The sequence below is a fragment of the Marinobacter sp. MDS2 genome (assembly GCF_030718085.1).
Classification (GTDB): Bacteria; Pseudomonadota; Gammaproteobacteria; order Pseudomonadales; family Oleiphilaceae; genus Marinobacter.
Window position 1 is genome coordinate 45,933 of the sequence record NZ_JAVAJF010000004.1, and the last position, 21,065, is coordinate 66,997.

Sequence of the window (21,065 nt, forward strand, 5' to 3'; positions counted from 1 at the left end):
AGTGCAAATCAAGCGTAAACCGGGAAACGCGCGCACACCGCTTCAACCTGCTCTCGCACACGGTTGATGGTGGCTTCGTCTTCAAGATTATCGAGGATGTCACACATCCAGCCCGCCAGATCGCGACATTCCTGCTCACCGAAGCCACGAGTGGTGACTGCTGGAGTACCTACACGCAGACCAGACGTCACGAACGGAGAGCGTGGATCGTTCGGAACCGCGTTCTTGTTCACCGTGATGTGAGCACGACCCAGTGCCGCATCCGCATCTTTACCAGTGATGTCCTGCTTGATCAGACTAACCAGGAACAAATGGTTCTTGGTGCCGCCGGAAATCACGTCGTAGCCGCGCTCAATGAACACGTCGGCCATGGCCACAGCGTTCTTCACAACTTGCTGCTGGTAGGCTTTGAACTCGTCGCTCATGGCTTCCTTGAAGCAGATTGCTTTAGCCGCAATCACGTGCATCAAAGGACCGCCCTGGCCGCCCGGGAACACGGCAGAGTTCAGTTTCTTCTGCAGGGCTTCGTCATCACAGGCCAGGATCAGGCCGCCACGCGGGCCGCGTAGAGTTTTGTGAGTAGTGGTGGTCACAACGTGAGCGTGAGGCACCGGATCCGGGTAAACACCCGCAGCCACCAAGCCCGCTACGTGCGCCATATCCACGAACAGGTAAGCGCCCACTTTGTCAGCAATCTCGCGGAAACGGGCAAAGTCCAGTTCCTGAGAGTAAGCAGAGAAACCGGCAATGATCATCTTCGGCTTGTGCTCAACGGCCAATGCTTCCACTTCGTCGTAGTCGATCAGACCGGTTTCCGGGTTCAGACCGTACTGTACGGCGTTGTAGATCTTACCGGAGAAGTTCACGCTGGCACCGTGGGTCAGGTGACCACCGTGGGCCAGGCTCATGCCCAGAACGGTATCGCCCGGCTGAACCAAAGCCATGAAGACAGCGGAGTTAGCCTGTGAGCCGGAGTGCGGCTGCACGTTCGCGTAAGCAGCACCGAACAGTTCTTTGGCGCGATCGATCGCCAGCTGTTCAGCCACGTCCACAAACTCGCAACCACCATAGTAACGCTTACCGGGATAGCCTTCGGCGTACTTGTTGGTCAGCACACTACCCTGAGCTTCCATTACCCGAGGGCTGGTGTAGTTTTCGGACGCGATCAGTTCGATGTGCGCTTCCTGACGCTTTTCTTCCGCCTGCATGGCGTTCAACAGTTCGTCATCGAAACCGGCGATTTTCATATCACGATTAAACATGGAGTGCTGCCCCTGTCTGAATGGCTGGTGCGACGTACCGTTGTGTATGCCGCAACCCCTGAAAAATTGGGCCGTCATTCTATCTCGAATGCGGGTCAAAAATCATCCTTTATACCGTCCGCAGATACCGACACGCCGGCAATCCCGGTTTCCACTCAATTGCTATCACTCAACGCTTTAGATACCTTACCGGATCAAAAGCACGCGGTCAGATCGAGGGTTGCGGGGCAGGCCTTCAGGGATCGTCAAAATCACGGATGATTTTGTCGAGCGTACATGGACGTATTCACAGCGCATCCCTGAAGGCCTGCCCCGCAACCCGCGCCACCGCATCCGGAACTCAAAAACCTGATTTCAAAGGGGTTTAGCCGATATGGCCCAGTACGTATACAGCATGAACCGCGTGGGCAAAGCGGTACCGCCCAAGCGGGAAATCCTGAAAGACATTTCTCTTAGCTTCTTCCCGGGCGCCAAAATTGGCGTACTCGGCCTGAACGGCTCGGGTAAATCTACCCTGCTTCGCATTATGGCTGGCGTTGACCAGGATTACATCGGTGAAGCCCGTCCGCAGCCCGGCATCAACGTGGGTTACCTGCCGCAGGAACCCGAACTGGACGAAGAGAAAACCGTCAAAGAAATTGTGGACGAATCCGTTGCTCACGTTCACAACGCCCTGGCCGAGCTTGATCAGGTGTACGCCGCCTACGCCGAGCCCGACGCCGATTTTGACGAGCTGGCCAAGAAGCAGGGTGAGCTGGAAGCGATCATCCAGGCCACCGACGGCCACGACATCGAACGCAAGATGGAAGTCGCCGCCGACGCCCTGCGTCTTCCGGCCTGGGATCAGAAAGTAAAGGTTCTATCGGGAGGCGAGCGCCGCCGAGTGGCCCTATGCCGCCTGCTGCTGTCCGGCCCGGATATGCTGCTGCTCGACGAGCCAACAAACCATTTGGACGCTGAATCCGTCGCCTGGCTGGAGCGCTTCCTGCACGATTACGAAGGCACCGTAGTTGCCATCACCCACGACCGTTACTTCCTCGACAACGTTGCCGGCTGGATTCTCGAGCTTGACCGTGGCCAGGGCATTCCGTTCGAAGGCAACTACAGCCAGTGGCTGGAGAACAAAGAGAAGCGTCTGGAGATGGAATCCAAACAGGAAGCCGCTCACCAGAAGGCCGTTAAGCAAGAGCTGGAATGGGTTCGCTCCAATGCGAAGGGCCGACAGTCCAAGAGCAAGGCCCGCTTGTCTCGCTTTGAGGAAATGAGCTCTCAAGAATTCCAGAAGCGTAACGAAACCAACGAACTGTACATCCCACCCGGACCACGTCTGGGCGACAAGGTGATCGAGATTGAAGGCATCAGCAAAGCCTTCGACGACCGTCTGTTGTACGAAGACGTGTCACTGACCGTACCGCCTGGCGCCATTGTGGGCATCATCGGTGGTAACGGCGCTGGTAAGTCCACCCTGTTCAAGATGATTGCCGGCATGGATCAACCAAATTCCGGCACCATCACCGTGGGTGAAACGGTTGAGCTGGCCTATGTTGATCAGATGCGCGATCTTGATGGCAGCAAAACCGTTTGGGAAGAGCTGTCAGACGGCAACGACATCATCAAAGTCGGCAACTACGAAACCCCGTCCCGCGCCTATGTGGGCCGCTTTAACTTCAAAGGCACCGACCAGCAGAAGCGCGTTGGCGACTTGTCCGGCGGTGAGCGTAACCGTCTGCACCTTGCCAAGCTGCTGAAACAGGGCGGCAACGTGTTGCTGTTGGACGAACCCACCAACGATCTCGACGTAGAAACCCTGCGTGCACTGGAAGAAGCACTACTGAACTTCCCGGGCTCTGCTTTGGTGATCTCGCACGACCGCTGGTTCCTGGACCGTGTGGCAACACACATCCTGGCGTTCGAAGATGACGGCGAAGTGGTGTATTTCGATGGCAACTTCACGGAATACGACGCCGACTTCAAGAAGCGCAAAGGCGACTCTGCCATGCAGCCCAAGCGCATGAAGTACAAGAAGCTGGCGTAATGGCAAAAACCAAAACCGCGTACGTTTGCACCGAGTGCGGCGCTGACTATTCCAAGTGGCAAGGGCAATGCACCGCCTGCCAGGCCTGGAATACCGTCAGCGAAGTACGCGGCATCTCCGGCAACAACGCCAAAGGCGCTCGAGGCATTCGCTTCGAGGGCTACGCGGGCAGCTTGTCGGAGGTCAAAAGCCTTGACGAAGTCAGCCTGGCCGAGCAGGCCCGCATTAGCACCGGCATGCAGGAATTTGACCGCGTGCTCGGTGGCGGCCTGATCGAAGGCTCAGCGGTATTAATGGGCGGCCATCCCGGCGCCGGCAAAAGTACTCTGTTGCTTCAAGCCGTGTGTCAGTTAGCTGCCCAGCACCCCGCCCTGTACGTGACCGGCGAAGAATCGCTGCAACAAGTCGCCATGCGCGCCAAACGCCTCGGCTTGCCCACCAAAGACCTGAAAATGCTATCCGAAACCAGCGTCGAGCGGGTCATGCAAGTGGCCGAAGCAGAAAAGCCGCGTATTCTGGTGGTGGACAGTATTCAGGTGATGCACGTTGCCGACATCGAATCGGCACCGGGCTCTGTCTCGCAAGTACGAGAAAGCGCTGCCTACCTGACTCGTTTCGCCAAGCAAACCGGCACCATTCTGTTTTTGGTAGGCCACGTCACCAAAGACGGCAGCCTGGCCGGGCCGAAAGTGCTGGAACACATGATCGACTGCTCGATCCTGCTGGAAGGCTCCAGCGACAGCCGTTACCGCACCCTGCGGGGCATCAAGAACCGATTCGGTGCGGTGAACGAACTGGGCGTTTTCGCCATGCTGGAACAGGGCCTGAAAGAGGTGAAAAACCCCAGCGCCATCTTCCTGAACCGCGGTGAGGAAGCGGCGCCGGGCAGTGTCGTGATGGTCGTCTGGGAAGGCACCCGACCAATGCTGGTGGAGATTCAGGCACTGGTGGATATGGCTCAGGGCAGTTACCCAAGACGGGTTGCGGTTGGATTGGACCAGAATCGTTTGGCGATGCTGCTGGCAGTTCTGCATCGCCATGGTGGCATGCACGTGGCAGATCAGGATGTGTTTGTGAACGTGGTTGGCGGGGTGAAGGTAGCTGAAACCAGTGCCGACTTGGCACTGCTGGCCGCGGTTGTTTCGTCCTTCCGGAACCGAGCCTTGCCGCAGGATTTGGTGATTTTCGGGGAAGTCGGCCTTTCCGGTGAGATTCGCCCCGTGCCTAGCGGGCAAGAGCGAATTTACGAGGCCTCCAAGCATGGCTTCACACGGGCACTGGTTCCAAAAGCCAATGCTCCTCGCAAGCCTATCGAGGGAATGAAGGTTATTCCGGTGACCAAACTATCGGATGCACTTTCGGCATTGGAGGAGTTTTAAACTCCTCCTCTTATTCAATCAGATGCGCGAGCTCTCGCTCCAACGAATCCGGATCACCTAGGTTCAATTCCACCAACCGCCGCAAATGCATAGCACTTTCGATATCGATGTACTGGCATTTAAAACCCAGACGATGGCCTTCAACGTGCACCAATTCCACCGCCATCACAATACCGGCCTCGTGGCCGTTCAACTGCACCACAAGCTCACAGGGCTCGCCAAGTGGCACACTCCAGCCTTCTGGTCGCTCCACAAGCGCCCCTTTGAGGGATATATCCAACACCTCCGTTGACCACACCTGTTCCTGCCAGTGCAGCTCGCAGGGAGCATCAAAGCTAATGCGGTGGAAACGGCGATTTTCGGGATTTTGGGCAGCCAAAGGGGGTCTCCGAGTATTGAATAGCTCTGCTATGACTATAGACCGGACACAATGGGGAATCCATCGCTGGAAATAGCAGAAAAACCAAACTACGTTTCGGGTGGACATTAACTGTGAGGCATGAAGCGAGCTGGCGGGACGGCCTCCGAAAAATTTCGAAGGCCAAGGATGGCCGAAGAGAAGCGCACATGGATGTGCTCGTAGCGGTTTTTCGGAGGCCGTCCCGCCAGATCGCCCAGCACCACACTGGCAATCTAGAGGACGACTATCTCCAAAACTCAATTACTGCTGATGATACTTGGCACTCAGCTCAACAACCGCCTCAATGAACGCCCCGGCATGCTCCGGATCCACTTCCGGTGTAATACCGTGACCCAGGTTGAAGATGTGCCCGGTGCCCTGTCCGTAACGAGACAGAATATCTTCTACCTCCTCACGGATACGCTGCTTAGGAGCATACAACATAGTCGGATCCATATTGCCCTGCAGAGCAACCCGATCACCCACTCGTGCACGAGCGTTGCCAATATCCGTGGTCCAGTCCAGACCAACCGCATCACAACCCGTGTCGGCAATCGACTCCAGCCACTGGCCACCGTTCTTGGTGAACAAAATCACCGGCACCCGGCGACCCTCATTTTCACGGATCAGCCCGTCGACAATCTTCTTCATGTAGCGCAGCGAGAACTCTTCATAGGCCCAGCCGCTCAGCACGCCACCCCAAGTATCAAAAATCTGCACAGCCTGAGCGCCGGCTTTGATCTGGCCATTCAGGTAATCGATCACTGAATCCGCAAGGTGATCCAGCAAACGATGCATCACTTCCGGCTGACCGTAAGCCAGCTTCTTGGTTTCACGGAAGTCCTTGGACGAACCGCCTTCCACCATGTAAGTCGCCAGTGTCCACGGGCTACCGGAGAAACCGATCAACGGAACCCGGCCATTCAACTCACGGCGAATGGTCGATACCGCATTCATCACATAATCCAGATCAGACTCCGCCTTGATGTTTGGCAGGGCGTCTACATCGGCTTCCGTACGAATCACTTTACGGAACTTCGGACCTTCGCCGGTTTCGAAATACAAACCAAGGCCCAACGCATCGGGAATGGTCAGGATATCGGAGAACAAAATCGCCGCATCCAGTGGATAACGCTCCAACGGCTGCAGCGTTACTTCACAGGCCAGCGGCGTGTTCTTGCACAGACTGAGGAAGTCACCCGCCTGGGCCCGGGTTGCGCGGTACTCCGGCAGGTAACGGCCCGCCTGACGCATCATCCACACCGGGGTACGGTCTACAGGCTGGCGCATCAAAGCGCGCAGGAAGCGATCGTTCTTCAACTCAGTCATAGTTACAGTCTTCTCATCGTTTATGGGTCAGAGACAATGGGAGCCAATGATACCCCGTTTGCGCCAATAAAAAAGGGCGGCTTTCCCCTAGGAAGCCGCCCTTCTGGCACCGATCAAGATTTTACTCAGACATCCAGGTAGTCAAGAATGCCTTCTGCGGCCTGCCGGCCTTCCCAGATAGCGGTGACCACGAGATCCGAACCGCGAACCATATCGCCGCCGGCGAAGATCTTCGGGTTGCTGGTCTGGAACGGCAGCTCCGCTTCTTCTGGCGCGGTGACGCGTCCGGAGTCATCGGTATTCACACCGAGTTCCTCAAACCACGGCGCCGGGCTCGGGCGGAAGCCAAAGGCAACCAACACCGCATCAGCCGGAATCACTTCCTCACTGCCGGGCACCACTTCCGGACGGCGGCGGCCGTTTTCATCCGGCGCACCCAGTTCGGTAGTAACCACTTTAACGCCTTCCACCTTGTCATCGCCGACAATTTCCACCGGCTGACGATTGAAGAGGAACTTCACGCCCTCTTCTTTGGCGTTCGCCACTTCGCGACGGGAGCCCGGCATGTTCTCTTCGTCCCGACGGTAGGCGCAGGTTACGCTTTCAGCCTGCTGGCGAATGGAAGTGCGGTTGCAGTCCATAGCCGTGTCACCACCACCCAGAACCACCACACGCTTACCTTTCATATCAATGAAGTCCGCAGGCTTCTTCTCAAAGCCCAGACGGCGGTTCACGTTAGAGATCAGGTACGGAAGTGCATCGTGAACGCCCGGCAGATCCTCACCGGGGAAGCCGCCTTTCATATAGGTGTAGGTGCCCATTCCCATGAAGACCGCATCGAACTCGTCAAGAATGCTCTTCAGCGAAACATCCTTACCCACTTCGGTGTTTAAGCGGAATTCCATGCCCATTTCTTCGAACACCTGACGGCGACGGGCCATCACGCTCTTTTCGAGCTTGAACTCCGGAATACCGAAGGTCAGCAGGCCACCGATTTCCGGGTAGATATCAAAAACCACAGGCTTAACGCCGTTGCGCACCAATACATCGGCGCAACCAAGGCCGGCAGGGCCAGCACCAATCACAGCAACCTTCTTATCTGTCCAGCTCACCTTGGACATGTCAGGCTTCCAGCCCAACGCAAAGGCGGTGTCAGTGATGTATTTCTCAACCGAACCAATGGTCACCGCACCAAAACCGTCGTTCAGGGTACAGGCGCCTTCACACAAGCGATCCTGCGGACAAACACGGCCGCACACTTCAGGCAGCGAGTTGGTCTGATGGCACAACTCAACCGCTTTCATGATGTTGCCTTCCGAGACCAGCTTGAGCCAGTTCGGAATATAGTTGTGCACCGGGCACTTCCATTCGCAGTACGGGTTACCGCACTCCAGACAACGATGCGCCTGGGATCCCGCATGGGTTTCGGTAAACGGATGATAAATTTCACCGAACTCTTTCTTCCGCTTTTTCGCCGGAACTTTCTTCGGGTCAACCCGCCCTACTTCGACGAACTGGAAGTCATTATGAAGTCGTTCTTTCATAGTGTTGCTCTCATACTTTCGATTTCGACGCGGGCTGCGTATGTAGCGCAGCCCCACTCACAGTTTTCCCGGGGCTTACTCCGGACGGGCTCGGGTGCTGGCCAACAGGCTGCGAAGATTCGCGGCCTTTGGTTTAACCAGCCAGAACCGGTTGATGTAATCGTCGAAATCCTCCAGAAGATGTTCAGCCCAGGCACTCCCGGTTTCGGAAATGTGCTCACGAATCACACCGCGCAGGTGGTTTCGGTAGGCTTCCATGTCTTCTCGTGCAATACGCTGAATCTCAACCAGCTCGTGGTTGTACTTGTCTACAAAGGTGTTATCCAGATCGAGAACGTAGGCAAAACCACCGGTCATACCCGCACCGAAGTTGTAGCCTGTTTCGCCCAGAACGGTCACCAAACCGCCCGTCATGTATTCGCAGCAGTGATCGCCTGCGCCTTCCACAACCGCGTGAGCGCCGGAGTTACGAACCGCAAACCGCTCGCCCGCTGTGCCCGCGGCAAACAGCTTCCCGCCGGTTGCGCCGTACAAGCAGGTATTACCGACGATAGACGTTTCCTGGGTTTTGAAATCACTGCCACGGGGCGGCTTGATCACCAGCTTGCCGCCGGTCATGCCTTTGCCCACGTAATCGTTAGCATCGCCGTGCAGCACCATGTTCAGACCGCCAACGTTCCAGACACCGAAGCTCTGGCCAGCGGTACCTGTCAGGTCGAGGGTGATCGGGGCATCTGACATGCCTTTGTTGCCATATCGAGCGGCAATTTCACCTGACAAACGGGCACCGATTGAACGGTCACAGTTGGTGACTTTGTAGGTCCAGGCGCCGCCCGATTTTTCGTTCAGCGCGGCTGCCGTATCCTTCACAATCTGCTCGGCCAACTTGCCTTGGTCGAACGGCAGGTTCCGCTCTACCTGGCAGGTCTGCGGTTTGTCTGCCGGAATGTGATCGTTTTCCAGCAAGCGGGTCAGATCGAGTTTCTTCTGGCGCGCGGTGTTGCCGGGCAGGCGCTCAAGCAGATCAACACGCCCAACCAGCTCTTCGATGCTACGAACACCGAGCTTGGCCATCCACTCGCGCGTCTCTTCCGCAACAAAACGGAAGAAGTTCATTGCCATCTCGACGGTGCCTTTGAAGTGCTCTTCACGCAGGTAGTCGTTCTGAGTCGCCACACCGGTCGCACAGTTATTCAGGTGGCAAATACGCAGGTACTTACAACCCAAAGCCACCATTGGCGTGGTACCAAAACCGAAGCTTTCCGCACCCAGAATCGCGGCCTTCACCACATCCAGGCCGGTTTTGATTCCGCCGTCCGTTTGCAGGCGAATTTTGCCGCGCAGGTCGTTGGCGCGGAGCGCTTGCTGTGTTTCGGTCAAACCCAGCTCCCACGGGGAGCCGGCATAGCGAATCGAGGTCAGCGGGCTGGCCGCAGTACCACCGTCATAACCGGAAACTGTAATCAGGTCGGCGTAGGCCTTGGCCACACCGGCAGCAATGGTGCCTACACCCGGCTCGGATACCAGCTTCACCGACACCAACGCCTCGGGGTTAACCTGCTTCAGGTCGAAGATCAGCTGAGCCAAATCTTCAATCGAATAGATGTCGTGGTGCGGCGGCGGTGAAATCAATGTCACACCCGGCACTGAGTAACGCAAACGGGCAATCAGGTCGTTCACCTTGCCACCCGGCAGCTGGCCACCCTCACCCGGCTTGGCACCCTGAGCCACTTTGATCTGCATAACGTCCGCGCTGCGCAGGTACTCGGCGGTGACACCGAAGCGGCCGGAAGCGACCTGCTTGATCTTGGAGCGCTTGTTGGTGCCGTAACGGGCTGGATCCTCACCACCTTCACCGGAGTTGGAGCGACCACCCAAGGTGTTCATCGCCACAGCCAGAGCCTCGTGCGCTTCCGGCGACAATGCACCCAGAGACATCGCAGCCGAGTCGAAACGCGGGAAGATGTTTTCCACAGGCTCTACGTCAGCGATATCGATTGCCTGAATGCCATCCTTGAACACCAGCAGGTCACGCAAGGTCGCGACCGGGCGCTCATTCACCAAACTGGCGTATTCACGGTAATGACCGTAGTCACCGCTGATCACCGCGTCTTGCAGCTTACCCACAACATCCGGGTTGAACGCATGGTATTCCTGGCCGTGGATGTACTTCAGCACACCACCCGGCGAGAGCGGCTTACGCGGCTTCCAGGCAACCGCGGCAAGCAGCTCCTGATCTTGCTGGAAATCGCCAAAATCAGCGCCCTGGATACGGCTAGGCACACCCTTAAAGCAAAGATCAACCACGTTGTCGGCCAGACCAATCGCTTCAAACAACTGCGCACCACGGTATGAAGCAATGGTGGAAATACCCATCTTGGACAGGATTTTCAACAGGCCTTTGTTGATGCCCTTACGGTAATTGTTCTTGGCTTCGATCGGATCCATCATCAGCTCGCCTGTGCGAATCAGATCGTTCATCACCTGATACGCCAGATACGGGTAGACCGCGGTCGCGCCAAAGCCAAACAGTACTGCGAAGTGATGCGGGTCGCGCACCCACCCACTCTCGACGATGAGGTTGGTATCGCAACGCAAACCGTTCGCTGACAGGTGGTGATGAACCGCCGCGGTGGCCATCAAGGCATTCACCGGCAGCTCACCTTCCACCAAATCCTTATCACTCAGGATCAGCAGCACCTTGCCATCACGAACTGCCGCTGCAGACTCTTCGCATACACGAACAATCGCCTGCTCCAGACCTTCTTCCGGACGGTAGCTCAAGGCTACCCGGCCGACTTCAAAGCCGGGGCGCTTGTTATTGGTAAGCTTCAGGAACTTGGCTGGCGACAGCACCGGCGTTGTCAAAATAACCCGGTCCGCGTGTTCTGCAGTTTCTTCGAATACGTTCCGCTCTGCACCCAGACAGGTCTCGAGCGACATCACGATGGTCTCTCGCAGCGGATCGATTGGCGGGTTGGTTACCTGCGCGAATTTTTGACGGAAGTAATCCGCTACGTGCCGAACCTTGCTTGAAAGCACCGCCATAGGCGTGTCGTCGCCCATAGAGCCGACGGCCTCCTGTGCGCCTTCTGCCAGCGGCCGAAGCACCTGGTCACGCTCCTCGAACGAAACGTTAAACATTTTCTGGTGAACCAGCAGCTCGTCGGCCTCCATCAATTTGAATTCGGGAGACTCCTGATAAAGCGTGGACTCGACTCGCAGCGCGTTTTCTTTTAACCAGCGGCGGTACGGCTGAGCGTTCTTGAGACGCTCATCAATATCCGGTGTATGCAGAACCTCGCCGGTTTCAGTATCAATGGCCAACATCTGGCCCGGCCCTACCCGACCTTTCGCCACAACGTCAGACGGCGCGTAATCGTAGGTGCCGACTTCTGATGCCAAGGTAATGAAATCATCCTTGGTGATCACCCAGCGTGCCGGGCGCAAGCCATTCCGGTCCAGCATACAAAGCGCGTATCGGCCGTCAGACATAACCAGGCCAGCCGGGCCGTCCCATGGCTCCATATGCATGGAGTTGTACTCATAAAAGGCACGCAGATCCGAGTCCATGGTGTCCACGTTCTGCCAGGCAGGCGGAATCATCATGCGCACGGCGCGGAACAGATCAACGCCACCGGCGAGCAGGATTTCCAGCATGTTGTCCATACTGGACGAGTCAGACCCTGCCAGATTGACCAACGGCTGCAAGGTTTGCAGGTCCGGCAGGTCTGGAGAGCTGAACTTGGCCGCACGGGCGATCGCCCAGTTACGGTTGCCATCAACCGTGTTGATCTCACCGTTGTGCGCAAGATAACGGAACGGCTGTGCCAGCGGCCACTTGGGCATGGTGTTGGTTGAAAAACGCTGGTGGAACACGCAGATTGCGGTTTCCAGATCCGGATCACCCAAATCTTTATAGAAGTTGGCCAGATCAGCGGGCATCATCAGGCCTTTATAGGCCAATGTGCGATGCGAAAGACTACAGATGTAGAATTCGGAATCGTCAGCCATGTCTCGCTCGGCATAACGACGACCAAGGAACAGGCTGATTGCAAATTCTTTCTCTGTTTTGTCACCTGGCTCAACGAACACCTGTTCGATGCGGGGCAAGCAGTCTTTTGCCATCGGCCCCAGACAACTGTCATCGACGGGCACTTCACGCCAGCCCATGATGTCGAGGCCTTGTTCGGTCAATCTTTGCTCTATTGCAGCTCGACCCGCGGCCGCTTTACCTTCCTCTTGGGCTAAAAAAACCTGGCCAACTGCAAATAAGTCGCCAGGTTTTTTGCCAAACGCTGCTTCAGCAGCTTTAACCAAGAAGGCCTTTGGGCTCTGCAACAGCAGACCACAACCATCACCGGTCTTTCCGTCGGCAGCGATGCCTCCACGGTGAGTCATACAGGTGAGTGATTCGATAGCTGTTTCCAACAACTTATGGCTAACCTCGCCCTTCATGTGGGCTATCAGGCCAAAACCGCAGTTGTCCCTGAATTCATCGGGATGATACAAGCCTGTCGTCATAAGCGTTCTCTCACGTAAAAAGCATTCCCGCCACCCCATTTTGCACCACCGTAGTGCACAAAATGAGCTGACACTTTAAAAAAGGGGGAAGGGATTATACGTATAGAAAATGAGCACGCAAGGAATATTTAAAAGTTTCGTAATTGGCGAACACGGAGTGCACCATATAGGTGCACTCTCGCCGATTTAAAAGCTTTCGTAGGTTCGAATCCAGGGTCTATCGACATTTAATGCATCAGGAAGGGTCGCGGCGGCAGTTTCCGCCTCGTTCCGGGTCGCGTAGTTTCCGTACACCAGCATAAACCACGGCTTGCCATCACGTTCACCAACGGTGTAACGCAATTTGTTGTCCTCCGGCAATCGGCCAAGCACATTTAGGACGGTTTGTTCCAAGCGCCCCGCCACCAATTGCAGGGTCCAACCCTGGCGCTGTTGCAGGCGCTCAAGCGCAACAAATCGCTCCGGCAGAATGGGCGTAAACGTGGGCTCTGGCTCTGGCTCTGGCTCTGGCTCTGGCTCTGGCTCTGGCTCTGGCTCTGGCTCTGGCTCTGGCTCTGGCTCTGGCTCTGGCTCTGGCTCTGGCTCTGGCTCTGGCTCTGGCTCTGGCTCTGCAACAGTTTTCGCGGGTTCCAGCGGAAGGTCCAGCACAGCGGGCGGTTCCGATGCCACATTTTGTTTCGGCATCAAGGCACTTTCATACTCTTCTGCCGGAGACTCCGGCCCGATCGTGATACTTTTTCGGACACGCTCAGGCTCAGCCTTGGCATCCGGCAAATTTTCCACCGTTTGATCGTACTGTAGCGACACTAACCACCAGGAAATACCCAGCAACAACAGTGCAATGGCCGGCCAGCGAAGACTTTGGACCGGCGGGAAGTTAAAACGGGACACGCCCTGAGCACCCGCCACCATATCAAGCCAAACACCCGACGCCACCCGCTTTAACCGGCCAAAGCTGCCCTGACTCAGGATGTGAATCTGTTTTAACCGGTATGCAGACAGCAATTCATCCACAGACCCGCCCGCGTTAATAACACGAGGCTCTAAATAGGCAAAAACGTCGTCTTTGTTCAGCGCGGGCAACGGTAGATGATGCACATAACCGGCATCGGGCTCTGACGAGAGCACTCGTTCCACGGCTTCGCTGCCGGCAAACACGGGGATCGCTGCCGCAGCTCGGTCGGACGCAACAAATGCGGAGAGAATAAGATTCAAAACATCCGGCGGGCATCGATCGGCATCATCTATCAGGAGAACCTGACGCTGGCCACGCTCAACACGACTCTCCGACCACGAAAAATAACGATAAACCGCTTCACGGGGCTCGAAATCTTCGGGAATAGCAGAGCGAGATACGCGTTTTAGCTCTCGAGCCAAAGCCGCGGCGCTTGTCAGGGCGGCTACCGGCACAGAGTGAAAATCCAGCCGTGACGATTCACTGCGAACCAACTCGGCCAGCACCCGCGTTTTTCCGGCTCCGGGCGCGCCTGTAATAACCAGCGCCATATCGCCGAAGCCACAGAGATGGCGCAGAGTTTCCAAGGCGTGCTGGCGCATCGCCCCGGTAAAGAAAGGCGCGTCCATCTCAAGCGGATTCTCGCTTAATCCGTAACGCTGCTGCAGACGCGGGAACAACCCACCGCCATCAAGACTGTTTAACGTGTCCTGAGCCACACCTCATCCCTGCATTATTGTTTTTTGGGTAGACAATCGGTTAACCGATAAACGCTTGCAAGGTCGCACGCAAATTCTCGGATTTGTAGTCTGCGGTTACCCAAGCGTCGCCCAATGCGCGCATGAGTACCAAACGGATCTGGCCATCAACGTTTTTCTTATCCACAGCCATCAGGCGCATGAAGTCGTCTTCTGTCATTCCTTCTGGTGCTTTGTCTGGCAGACCGGCGCTACGAATCAAGGCATCCGCACGATCTTTATCTGCTTCGCTAATATGCCCTTCGCGCACAGACAAATCGGCCGCCATCATCATACCAGTTCCAACCGCCTCACCGTGCAACCAATTGCCGTATCCTGCAAACGTTTCGATCGCATGGCCAAAGGTATGGCCCAGGTTAAGAATGGCGCGCAGACCTCCTTCTTTCTCGTCCAAGGAAACCACTTCCGCCTTACACTCACAGGAACGGTATATGGCTTCACCCAGAGCTTCGGTATCAAGTGCGCGAAGAGCTTCGATATTATCTTCGAGCCAGCCCAGGAATTCAGGGGTGCGAATCAAACCGTATTTAATCACCTCAGCAAGTCCCGCAGACACTTCTTGGGCAGGAAGGGTTGCAAGTGTATCGGTATCAATCAGCACGGCTTGCGGCTGATGGAAAGCTCCCACCATATTCTTGCCGAGAGGATGGTTGATGCCGGTTTTACCGCCGACGGATGAATCCACCTGCGACAACAGTGTGGTCGGAATCTGAATGAACGGTACACCACGCTGGTAACACGCCGCCGCAAACCCTGCCATATCTCCCACCACGCCGCCACCCAGCGCCGCAATGGTCGTATGACGGGTGTGGCGATTTTCCAGCAAACCGTCGAAGATAAGATTCAGCGTCTGCCAGTTTTTATGTTCTTCGCCATCCGGCAGCGTGACCACATCAACCTGTTTTCCCGGGAAACACGCCTTCGCTTTTTCCAAATACAACGGCGCGACCGTGTCGTTGGTGACAATCATCACCTGACTGCCGCTCACCCATGGAGCCAGGTCGTATGAACCCAGCAGTCCCGATCCAATCACAATGGGGTAGCTGCGCTCACCAAGATCAACTTTGAGTTCTTTCAGTACCTTGTACATGCTGACGACCTTCCTTCCGCCTTTGCCTTCTATGCCTTGGGGTTTTCGGACTGATCCTGTTCACCAACTGCCGAACCACGAGCCGTGGGCTTTTTCGGTCGGTGTACATCACTATATCGGCTAATTGGGTATACAGGGGGTCCCGGATCGCAAACAGCTTTCGCAACACCCCTTCAGGATCATCATTTTGTAGAAGGGGACGATTGCGATCCTTTCTTGTTCGCTCTACTTGCTGCTCTATGGAGGTTTTCAGATAAACAACCACTGCGTCTTTTCGCAGTAACGGATGGTTTTCCGGGCGCATCACGGCACCACCCCCTGTTGCCAAAACCACTTCGGTTTCGGCTGTCATCTCGTCGAGCATGGCGGTTTCTCTTTGCCGGAAGCCGCCTTCACCTTCGACATCGAATATCCACGGGATATTTGCCCCACACCGCTCTTCGATAACCCGGTCCGAATCCATAAAACGATAACCAAGCTCTCTGGCAAGCAAACGGCCGATAGTGCTTTTTCCGGCCCCCATGGGCCCAACCAGAACAACGCGTTTGGGCAAAGACATAACTTTCCGCTCAACAATTTTTCAGGCGGATGAGAATAGCACAGGGCGCGCCAATCCATAACCTCGCCAAGGCACAGACACAAAAAAGCCGCCGGTATTAGCGGCGGCTTTCAAACTCTGGCCCAATTACTGGATCAGATCGCTCTTGATGATCTTCGGTGTGATAAAGATCAGCAACTCACTGCGCTCGTCTACATGCTCAGTGCGCTTGAACAAACGACCCAGGTATGGGATGTCGCCCAGGAACGGCGTCTTGGTTGTTTGAGTAGCAACTTCTGACTGGAAGATACCACCAAGCACCACGGTTTCACCGTTCGCGACCAGAACCTGGGTCGTGACTTCGTTGGTATTGATCGACGGAATACCTGCCGTCACCTCACCACGAGAATCCTGATTCACGATCAGATCCATAATGATCTTGTCATCCGGCGTAATCTGCGGCGTTACTTCCAAAGAAAGCACGGCTTCCTTGAACGACACAGACGTAGCACCACTTGAAGAGGCTTCCTGATAAGGAATTTCTTCACCGGACTTGATCGATGCGCTCTGGCGATCAGCCGTCACAACGCGCGGCTGTGAAACCACTTCGGCACGACCATCACTTTCGAGCGCTGAAAGCTCAAGATCCACCAGGAAGTCATCACTACCCCAGCCGATGGCGAAAGAAGAGGCGCCCTCTCCGGTGACACCCAGATCCACACCCAAAGCACCCGGGAACGAAATCGTGTTACTGCCGCCACTTGCGGCATCACGCGCTTCGCTGAGCGTTCCCAATGAGCCACCAACGGTCACTACATCGTTGCCACTCACATCATAGGCTGCGCCACCCCAACGAACGCCCAGGTCTTCAGCTACGTTGGTCTGCGCGCGGACAATTCGAGCCTCAATAGAAACCTGACGCACCGGAACGTCCCAGGTGCTTACCAAGCGACGAATTTCTTCGAGCTTGTCCGCGGTTTCACGAACCGTAATGGTGTTGGTGCGTTTATCCGAGGACACGAAGCCTCGCGAGGAAATCAATTCTGCGTCAGCCTGGATGAGACTCACAATTTCATCAGCCTTCGCGTAGTTGACCTGAATAATATCCAGTCGAACCGGCGCCAGCTCAGCAATCTGCTTATTGGTTTCCAGTTCCAGCTTCTCACGAGCCGCGATTTCTTCAGCGGGCGCGACCAACAGCACGTTACCAATCTGACGCTTATCCAGACCTTTAGTCTTCAAAATCAGATCCAGCGCCTGATCCCAGGGCACGTTCTGCAGGCGCAGCGTAATGCTACCGCCCACGGTGTCACTGGCCACCAGGTTCAAGCCTGTGAAGTCAGCGATCAGCTGCAGCACCGAACGAACCTCGATGTCCTGGAAGTTGAGCGACAGTTTCTCGCCAGAATACGGGAACTTCTCTTCGCGACGCGTTTCTGCTTCTTCCTGAGAAATCTCTTCCACGCTAACCGTGAACTCGCGGCCAGACTGGTAGGCGATGTAGTCGTAATCCCCTTCCGGGCGAATTTCGACAACTGCATTACCATCTTCCATAAAGGTATCGATGCGAGTGACCGGCGTTGCAAAATCCGTCACGTCCAGACGGCGGCGCAAATCAACGGGAACATCAAGACCCGGCATGGTCAGGCGAATACGGCCACCCAGCTCGGTCAGGTTGACGGCCGAGGAACTGCTGCCCAGATCGACAATCACACGCCCTTCGCCAGCCTTGCCTCGACGAAAATCTATACCGGCCAGAGCGTTTGCTCCTGACGGTGCAGAAACACTCGTTTGTTGCGTGCTGGGTGCCGACGCTACCGATGACGATGACACTGCGCCACCACCGATGGTCATCACCAGCGAGTTGTTGTTACGAGTCGTCTCGTGTGGAACCAACTCAATCAAATTGAAGATCAAACGGGTGCGATCCTTGGTTTCCACAACGGTCACACTCTGGGCATTGCCCGACCCCAACGGAATGCTGCGTTTATTGATCGCACTCGTCGTATCTTTCAGGTCAACGGTAATACGTGCCGGCCGCTCGATGGTGTAGCCGGTCGGCTCCGGTGGTGTACCGTCGAATTCCATGGTCACTTCCAAGCGCTCACCCGGCAGCGACGAAAACGTGACGTCCTGCAGCGTGACCGCGCTGGCCAGGCTGCTCCATAACCCCACGGCGATAATACCTACGGAGACATTTAGTTTTTTGAACATCGCTAGCCTCGACCCTAAACCTGTTTGTTCTTGCATGTTTCTTGTCGTCATCATCCTGCCGCTCCCGAGCCCTCATCCAAAGACAAGGAGCGGGGGCGTTCAACCCATCCACCCCGGCCATTCGGAACGATTTCAATCAATTCGATGCGCGTTTCACTGACACCTACGATGCGGCCATAGTTTTGCCCCATGTAGTTACCAACCCGCACTCGATGAATGCCAGATGCACCATCCCGCACTAAGGCATATAGGGTACCACCGGCGCCTTCCAAGGTTCCCACCATGCTCAGCGATTTCAGATCGAAGTTTTCAAGCACCTCTCTTGGGCGATCAAGATCCGGCTCCACATCGGTGATCGGCTTTTCATCCACCATAGTGAGCTGAACATCGACGGGCGGTTCAAACGGCGCTCGACGATCTGCCGCCGAATAACTGAAGGCCTCGTAGGCCTTGAACTCTGGCAAGGGCTCTACGTGCCCCCGGGGTTTCGCCCGGGTATCCGCCATAAACTTGTCCAAATCCGAGAAGCCGTTTCCCTGGGAACAAGCCGTCAGTAACGACGCCAGACACACACCCAGCCAGGCTTTTCCTGCATGCTTCTTTGCCATGCTTACTCTCCAGCCCGGTAACGGTAGGTACGAGCGACAACCTGCATATCAAGTTGTTCACCGTTTCCACCGATTGGTTTGATAGTCAAATCGTGCAGCGTAACGATGCGCGGCAAACTTGCCACGCTGCTGACGAACGAGGCCAGCTCGTGATACGAACCTGAAACCCGCACATTAATAGGAAGTTCAGAGTAAAAATCTCTTTGGCGCTCGGGTTGCAGTTTCACTTCCTGCAAGCTCAGACCACTGCCCAGAGCGGTATTGGTGATATCTTCCAACAAGCCCGGCACCTCGGTTTCACTTGGCAGCTGGCGCACCAGTGCTCCAAAGGTCTCTTCCATTTCGACCATCTGAGCTTTAAAGACCTCCAGGTTCGCTACCCGATAGGCTTTCTGCTCGTATGTTTGCTTCAGCTCTTGTTCTTTTCTCTCAACCCGGTCCAGTTGGGCATACTGATCTTTGATGAAGAACCAATACCCACCGCCCAGAATCAAGCCAAACACCAAGAGGAATACGATCGCCTTGATCGGTGCCGGCCAAATGCCTGCATTGTTGACATCCAGATCATTGATATCGAATTCATTAAGACTTTTCAGTGAGTCCGCGAGGCTCATTATTTATCCTCCCCTTCGGGCTCTGGCGTTTTCTGCTGAACCGATAGATTGAACTGACTGTAGCCAGCACGGCGATTGTCTGCAGCAGCAACGTTGGTCAGGTTTGGCCCCGTAAACCACTCGGATTCGTCGAACTGACGCATCAGGTTAGAAATGCGGCTGTTGGACTCTGCCATGCCAACGATATCCAGGCGTTCACCGGTCTTCTTAAGGTCGGTGAAGAACAACCCATCGGGAAGCGTGCGAACCAACTCGTCAAACACCCGAACAATGACCGGGCGCTTACCCTGCAAATCTTGAATGACCTTCATCCGGGCGAGCAATTCGTCGCGCTGTCGCTTGAGGTTCTCAATTTCTTTAATCTGCTTATCCAGCTGCTTCGTTGCAGTTTCGATGTAAGCGTTGCGAGATTGCTGGTAAGCGATTCGGTTGTCCGTATCGGTTTTCCACAAGAACACTAAACCCGCCGCAATAATCACCGCGCCCAACATCATCACCACAAACTGTTTCTGCTTTTCTGCGCGCAGCTCTTCGCGCCAGGGCCTGAGGTTAATTTTTGCCATCAGTCGAAACTCCTCATTGCCAGTCCACAGGCAATCATCAACGATGGAGCATCATTGCTCAGCGAGGATGCATTCACCCGGGAGCCCACTGCCATATCCGCGAACGGGTTCGCAACCAGCGTAGGCGTCCCTGTTTTTTCTTCGACCATTTCGGTAAGCCCCTGAATCGAAGCTGTACCACCGGCAAGCACCACGTAATCCACTGCGTTGTATTGGCTGGCACCGAAGAAAAACTGCAGCGCACGTGCCACCTGCTGGACAACCGCTTCCCGGAATGGATTTAGCACTTCGGTTTCGTAATCATCCGGCAAACCACCTTGCTTTTTAGCCAGGCCGGCTTCTTCTGTGGACAAACCATACCGGCGCTGAATTTCCTCAGTAAGCTGCTTACCCCCAAAGATCTGCTCCCGGGTATAAACCGTTTTACCTTCTGCGAGAACACTCAGCGTGGTCATGGTGGCCCCGATATCCATGATCGCCACCACCAACTCTTCACCCTGAGAATCCAGTTGTGGCTCAATCAGCTCGTAGGCCCGCTCAAGCGCATAGGCTTCAACGTCAACCACCTTCGCGTTCAGCCCTGCTATTTCGAGAGCATCTTCGCGAACGTCAACGTTTTCTTTTCGGCAAGCAGCGAGCAGCACATCGACCTGATCCGGATTACTCTCGGAAGGCCCCTGCACTTCGAAATCGATCGCCACTTCATCAAGGGGGTATGGGATGTATTGATCCGCTTCCAAAGCAATCTGGTCTTCCATCTCAAACTCGTTGAGACCCGAATCCATTTGAATCACCTTGGTAATGACCGCCGAACCGGAGACTGCAACAGCCACCTGTTTGACACTGGTGCGGGACTTGGACGCGACACGCTTGAGCACTTCGCCCACCGCCTCTACGTCTGTAATGTTTTTCTCGACAACTGCGTTGGCCGGAAGGGGCTCAACAGCGTAGCTTTCGACCCTGTAACGGTCGCCCTGCTTTGACAGTTCGAGGAGTTTTGCTGAACTGGAGCTGACATCAACCCCAAGAACAGAACTGGATTTTTTTCCTATCAATCCGAACACGCGCTCACCCTATACCTGGTTGAATACACCCGGCGTTGGAGCCCCTCGGCTTCTTACTTGTTCGCGGCAGAAGTCTCGAGATCGCTCTCTTAGCTTTATGCAGTTTCCCTGCTTGTTATCTATTTTATATGTAAGAGAATTTCTTATTCATTCCGTCTACAATGCAATCTCTCGATTTTACGGGAGAC

General features: G+C 55.4%; 15 protein-coding genes. 2 read left to right on the plus strand and 13 right to left on the minus strand.

The window, feature by feature from the left end; genetic code table 11:
- Positions 1-8: 8 nt before the first annotated feature.
- On the minus strand, positions 9-1,262 hold the full coding sequence (gene glyA / locus Q9245_RS14780) for a serine hydroxymethyltransferase (RefSeq protein ID WP_114335881.1): 1,254 nt from the start codon (positions 1,260-1,262) through the stop codon (positions 9-11).
- A gap of 373 nt (positions 1,263-1,635) precedes the next feature.
- Here glyA and ettA point away from each other — a divergent pair, with 373 nt between their 5' ends.
- Positions 1,636-3,297 carry an energy-dependent translational throttle protein EttA gene (ettA, locus tag Q9245_RS14785; RefSeq protein ID WP_305897905.1) on the plus strand — a complete coding sequence of 554 codons (1,662 nt, stop codon included), beginning with the start codon at positions 1,636-1,638 and terminating at the stop codon, positions 3,295-3,297.
- Positions 3,297-4,676 carry a DNA repair protein RadA gene (radA, locus tag Q9245_RS14790; RefSeq protein ID WP_133006471.1) on the plus strand — a complete coding sequence of 460 codons (1,380 nt, stop codon included), beginning with the start codon at positions 3,297-3,299 and terminating at the stop codon, positions 4,674-4,676. Before ettA ends, radA begins: the two co-directional genes overlap by 1 nt.
- A 10-nt stretch (positions 4,677-4,686) precedes the next feature.
- On the opposite strand, the gene Q9245_RS14795 is transcribed toward radA, so the two are convergent.
- The 12 genes from Q9245_RS14795 to Q9245_RS14850 all read right to left on the minus strand — a co-directional run bounded on the left by Q9245_RS14795 (position 4,687) and on the right by Q9245_RS14850 (position 20,877).
- Complete coding sequence (locus tag Q9245_RS14795; protein ID WP_305897906.1) at positions 4,687-5,055, minus strand: PilZ domain-containing protein; 369 nt, start codon at positions 5,053-5,055, stop codon at positions 4,687-4,689.
- A gap of 282 nt (positions 5,056-5,337) precedes the next feature.
- A complete protein-coding gene (hemE, locus tag Q9245_RS14800) occupies positions 5,338-6,405 on the minus strand; it encodes a uroporphyrinogen decarboxylase (protein WP_114335877.1) in 1,068 nt (355 codons plus the stop codon).
- Between the two features lie 125 nt (positions 6,406-6,530).
- Positions 6,531-7,949, minus strand: coding sequence for an FAD-dependent oxidoreductase (locus Q9245_RS14805; RefSeq protein WP_305897907.1), 1,419 nt, complete (start codon positions 7,947-7,949; stop codon positions 6,531-6,533).
- Between the two features lie 75 nt (positions 7,950-8,024).
- Positions 8,025-12,473 carry a glutamate synthase large subunit gene (gltB, locus tag Q9245_RS14810; RefSeq protein ID WP_305897908.1) on the minus strand — a complete coding sequence of 1,483 codons (4,449 nt, stop codon included), beginning with the start codon at positions 12,471-12,473 and terminating at the stop codon, positions 8,025-8,027.
- A gap of 186 nt (positions 12,474-12,659) precedes the next feature.
- Positions 12,660-14,147 carry an AAA family ATPase gene (locus tag Q9245_RS14815; RefSeq protein WP_305897909.1) on the minus strand — a complete coding sequence of 496 codons (1,488 nt, stop codon included), beginning with the start codon at positions 14,145-14,147 and terminating at the stop codon, positions 12,660-12,662.
- A gap of 40 nt (positions 14,148-14,187) precedes the next feature.
- Positions 14,188-15,264 (minus strand): 3-dehydroquinate synthase, encoded by a 1,077-nt coding sequence (aroB, locus tag Q9245_RS14820; protein ID WP_305897988.1) that lies wholly within the window; start codon positions 15,262-15,264, stop codon positions 14,188-14,190.
- On the minus strand, positions 15,245-15,835 hold the full coding sequence (gene aroK / locus Q9245_RS14825; protein ID WP_305897910.1) for a shikimate kinase AroK: 591 nt from the start codon (positions 15,833-15,835) through the stop codon (positions 15,245-15,247). The genes aroB and aroK overlap by 20 nt, the downstream gene beginning before the upstream one ends.
- 126 nt (positions 15,836-15,961) lie before the next feature.
- Positions 15,962-18,028, minus strand: a complete 2,067-nt coding sequence (pilQ, locus tag Q9245_RS14830; RefSeq protein ID WP_305897911.1) for a type IV pilus secretin PilQ family protein — start codon at positions 18,026-18,028, stop codon at positions 15,962-15,964.
- 50 nt (positions 18,029-18,078) lie between these two features.
- Positions 18,079-18,636 (minus strand): pilus assembly protein PilP, encoded by a 558-nt coding sequence (locus tag Q9245_RS14835; protein WP_305897912.1) that lies wholly within the window; start codon positions 18,634-18,636, stop codon positions 18,079-18,081.
- A 2-nt stretch (positions 18,637-18,638) separates the two neighbouring features.
- Positions 18,639-19,250 carry a type 4a pilus biogenesis protein PilO gene (locus Q9245_RS14840; RefSeq protein ID WP_114335870.1) on the minus strand — a complete coding sequence of 204 codons (612 nt, stop codon included), beginning with the start codon at positions 19,248-19,250 and terminating at the stop codon, positions 18,639-18,641.
- Positions 19,250-19,813 carry a PilN domain-containing protein gene (locus tag Q9245_RS14845; RefSeq protein ID WP_305897913.1) on the minus strand — a complete coding sequence of 188 codons (564 nt, stop codon included), beginning with the start codon at positions 19,811-19,813 and terminating at the stop codon, positions 19,250-19,252. Before Q9245_RS14845 ends, Q9245_RS14840 begins: the two co-directional genes overlap by 1 nt.
- A complete protein-coding gene (locus tag Q9245_RS14850) occupies positions 19,813-20,877 on the minus strand; it encodes a pilus assembly protein PilM (protein ID WP_133006481.1) in 1,065 nt (354 codons plus the stop codon). The genes Q9245_RS14845 and Q9245_RS14850 overlap by 1 nt, the downstream gene beginning before the upstream one ends.
- Between the last annotated feature and the right edge of the window lie 188 nt (positions 20,878-21,065).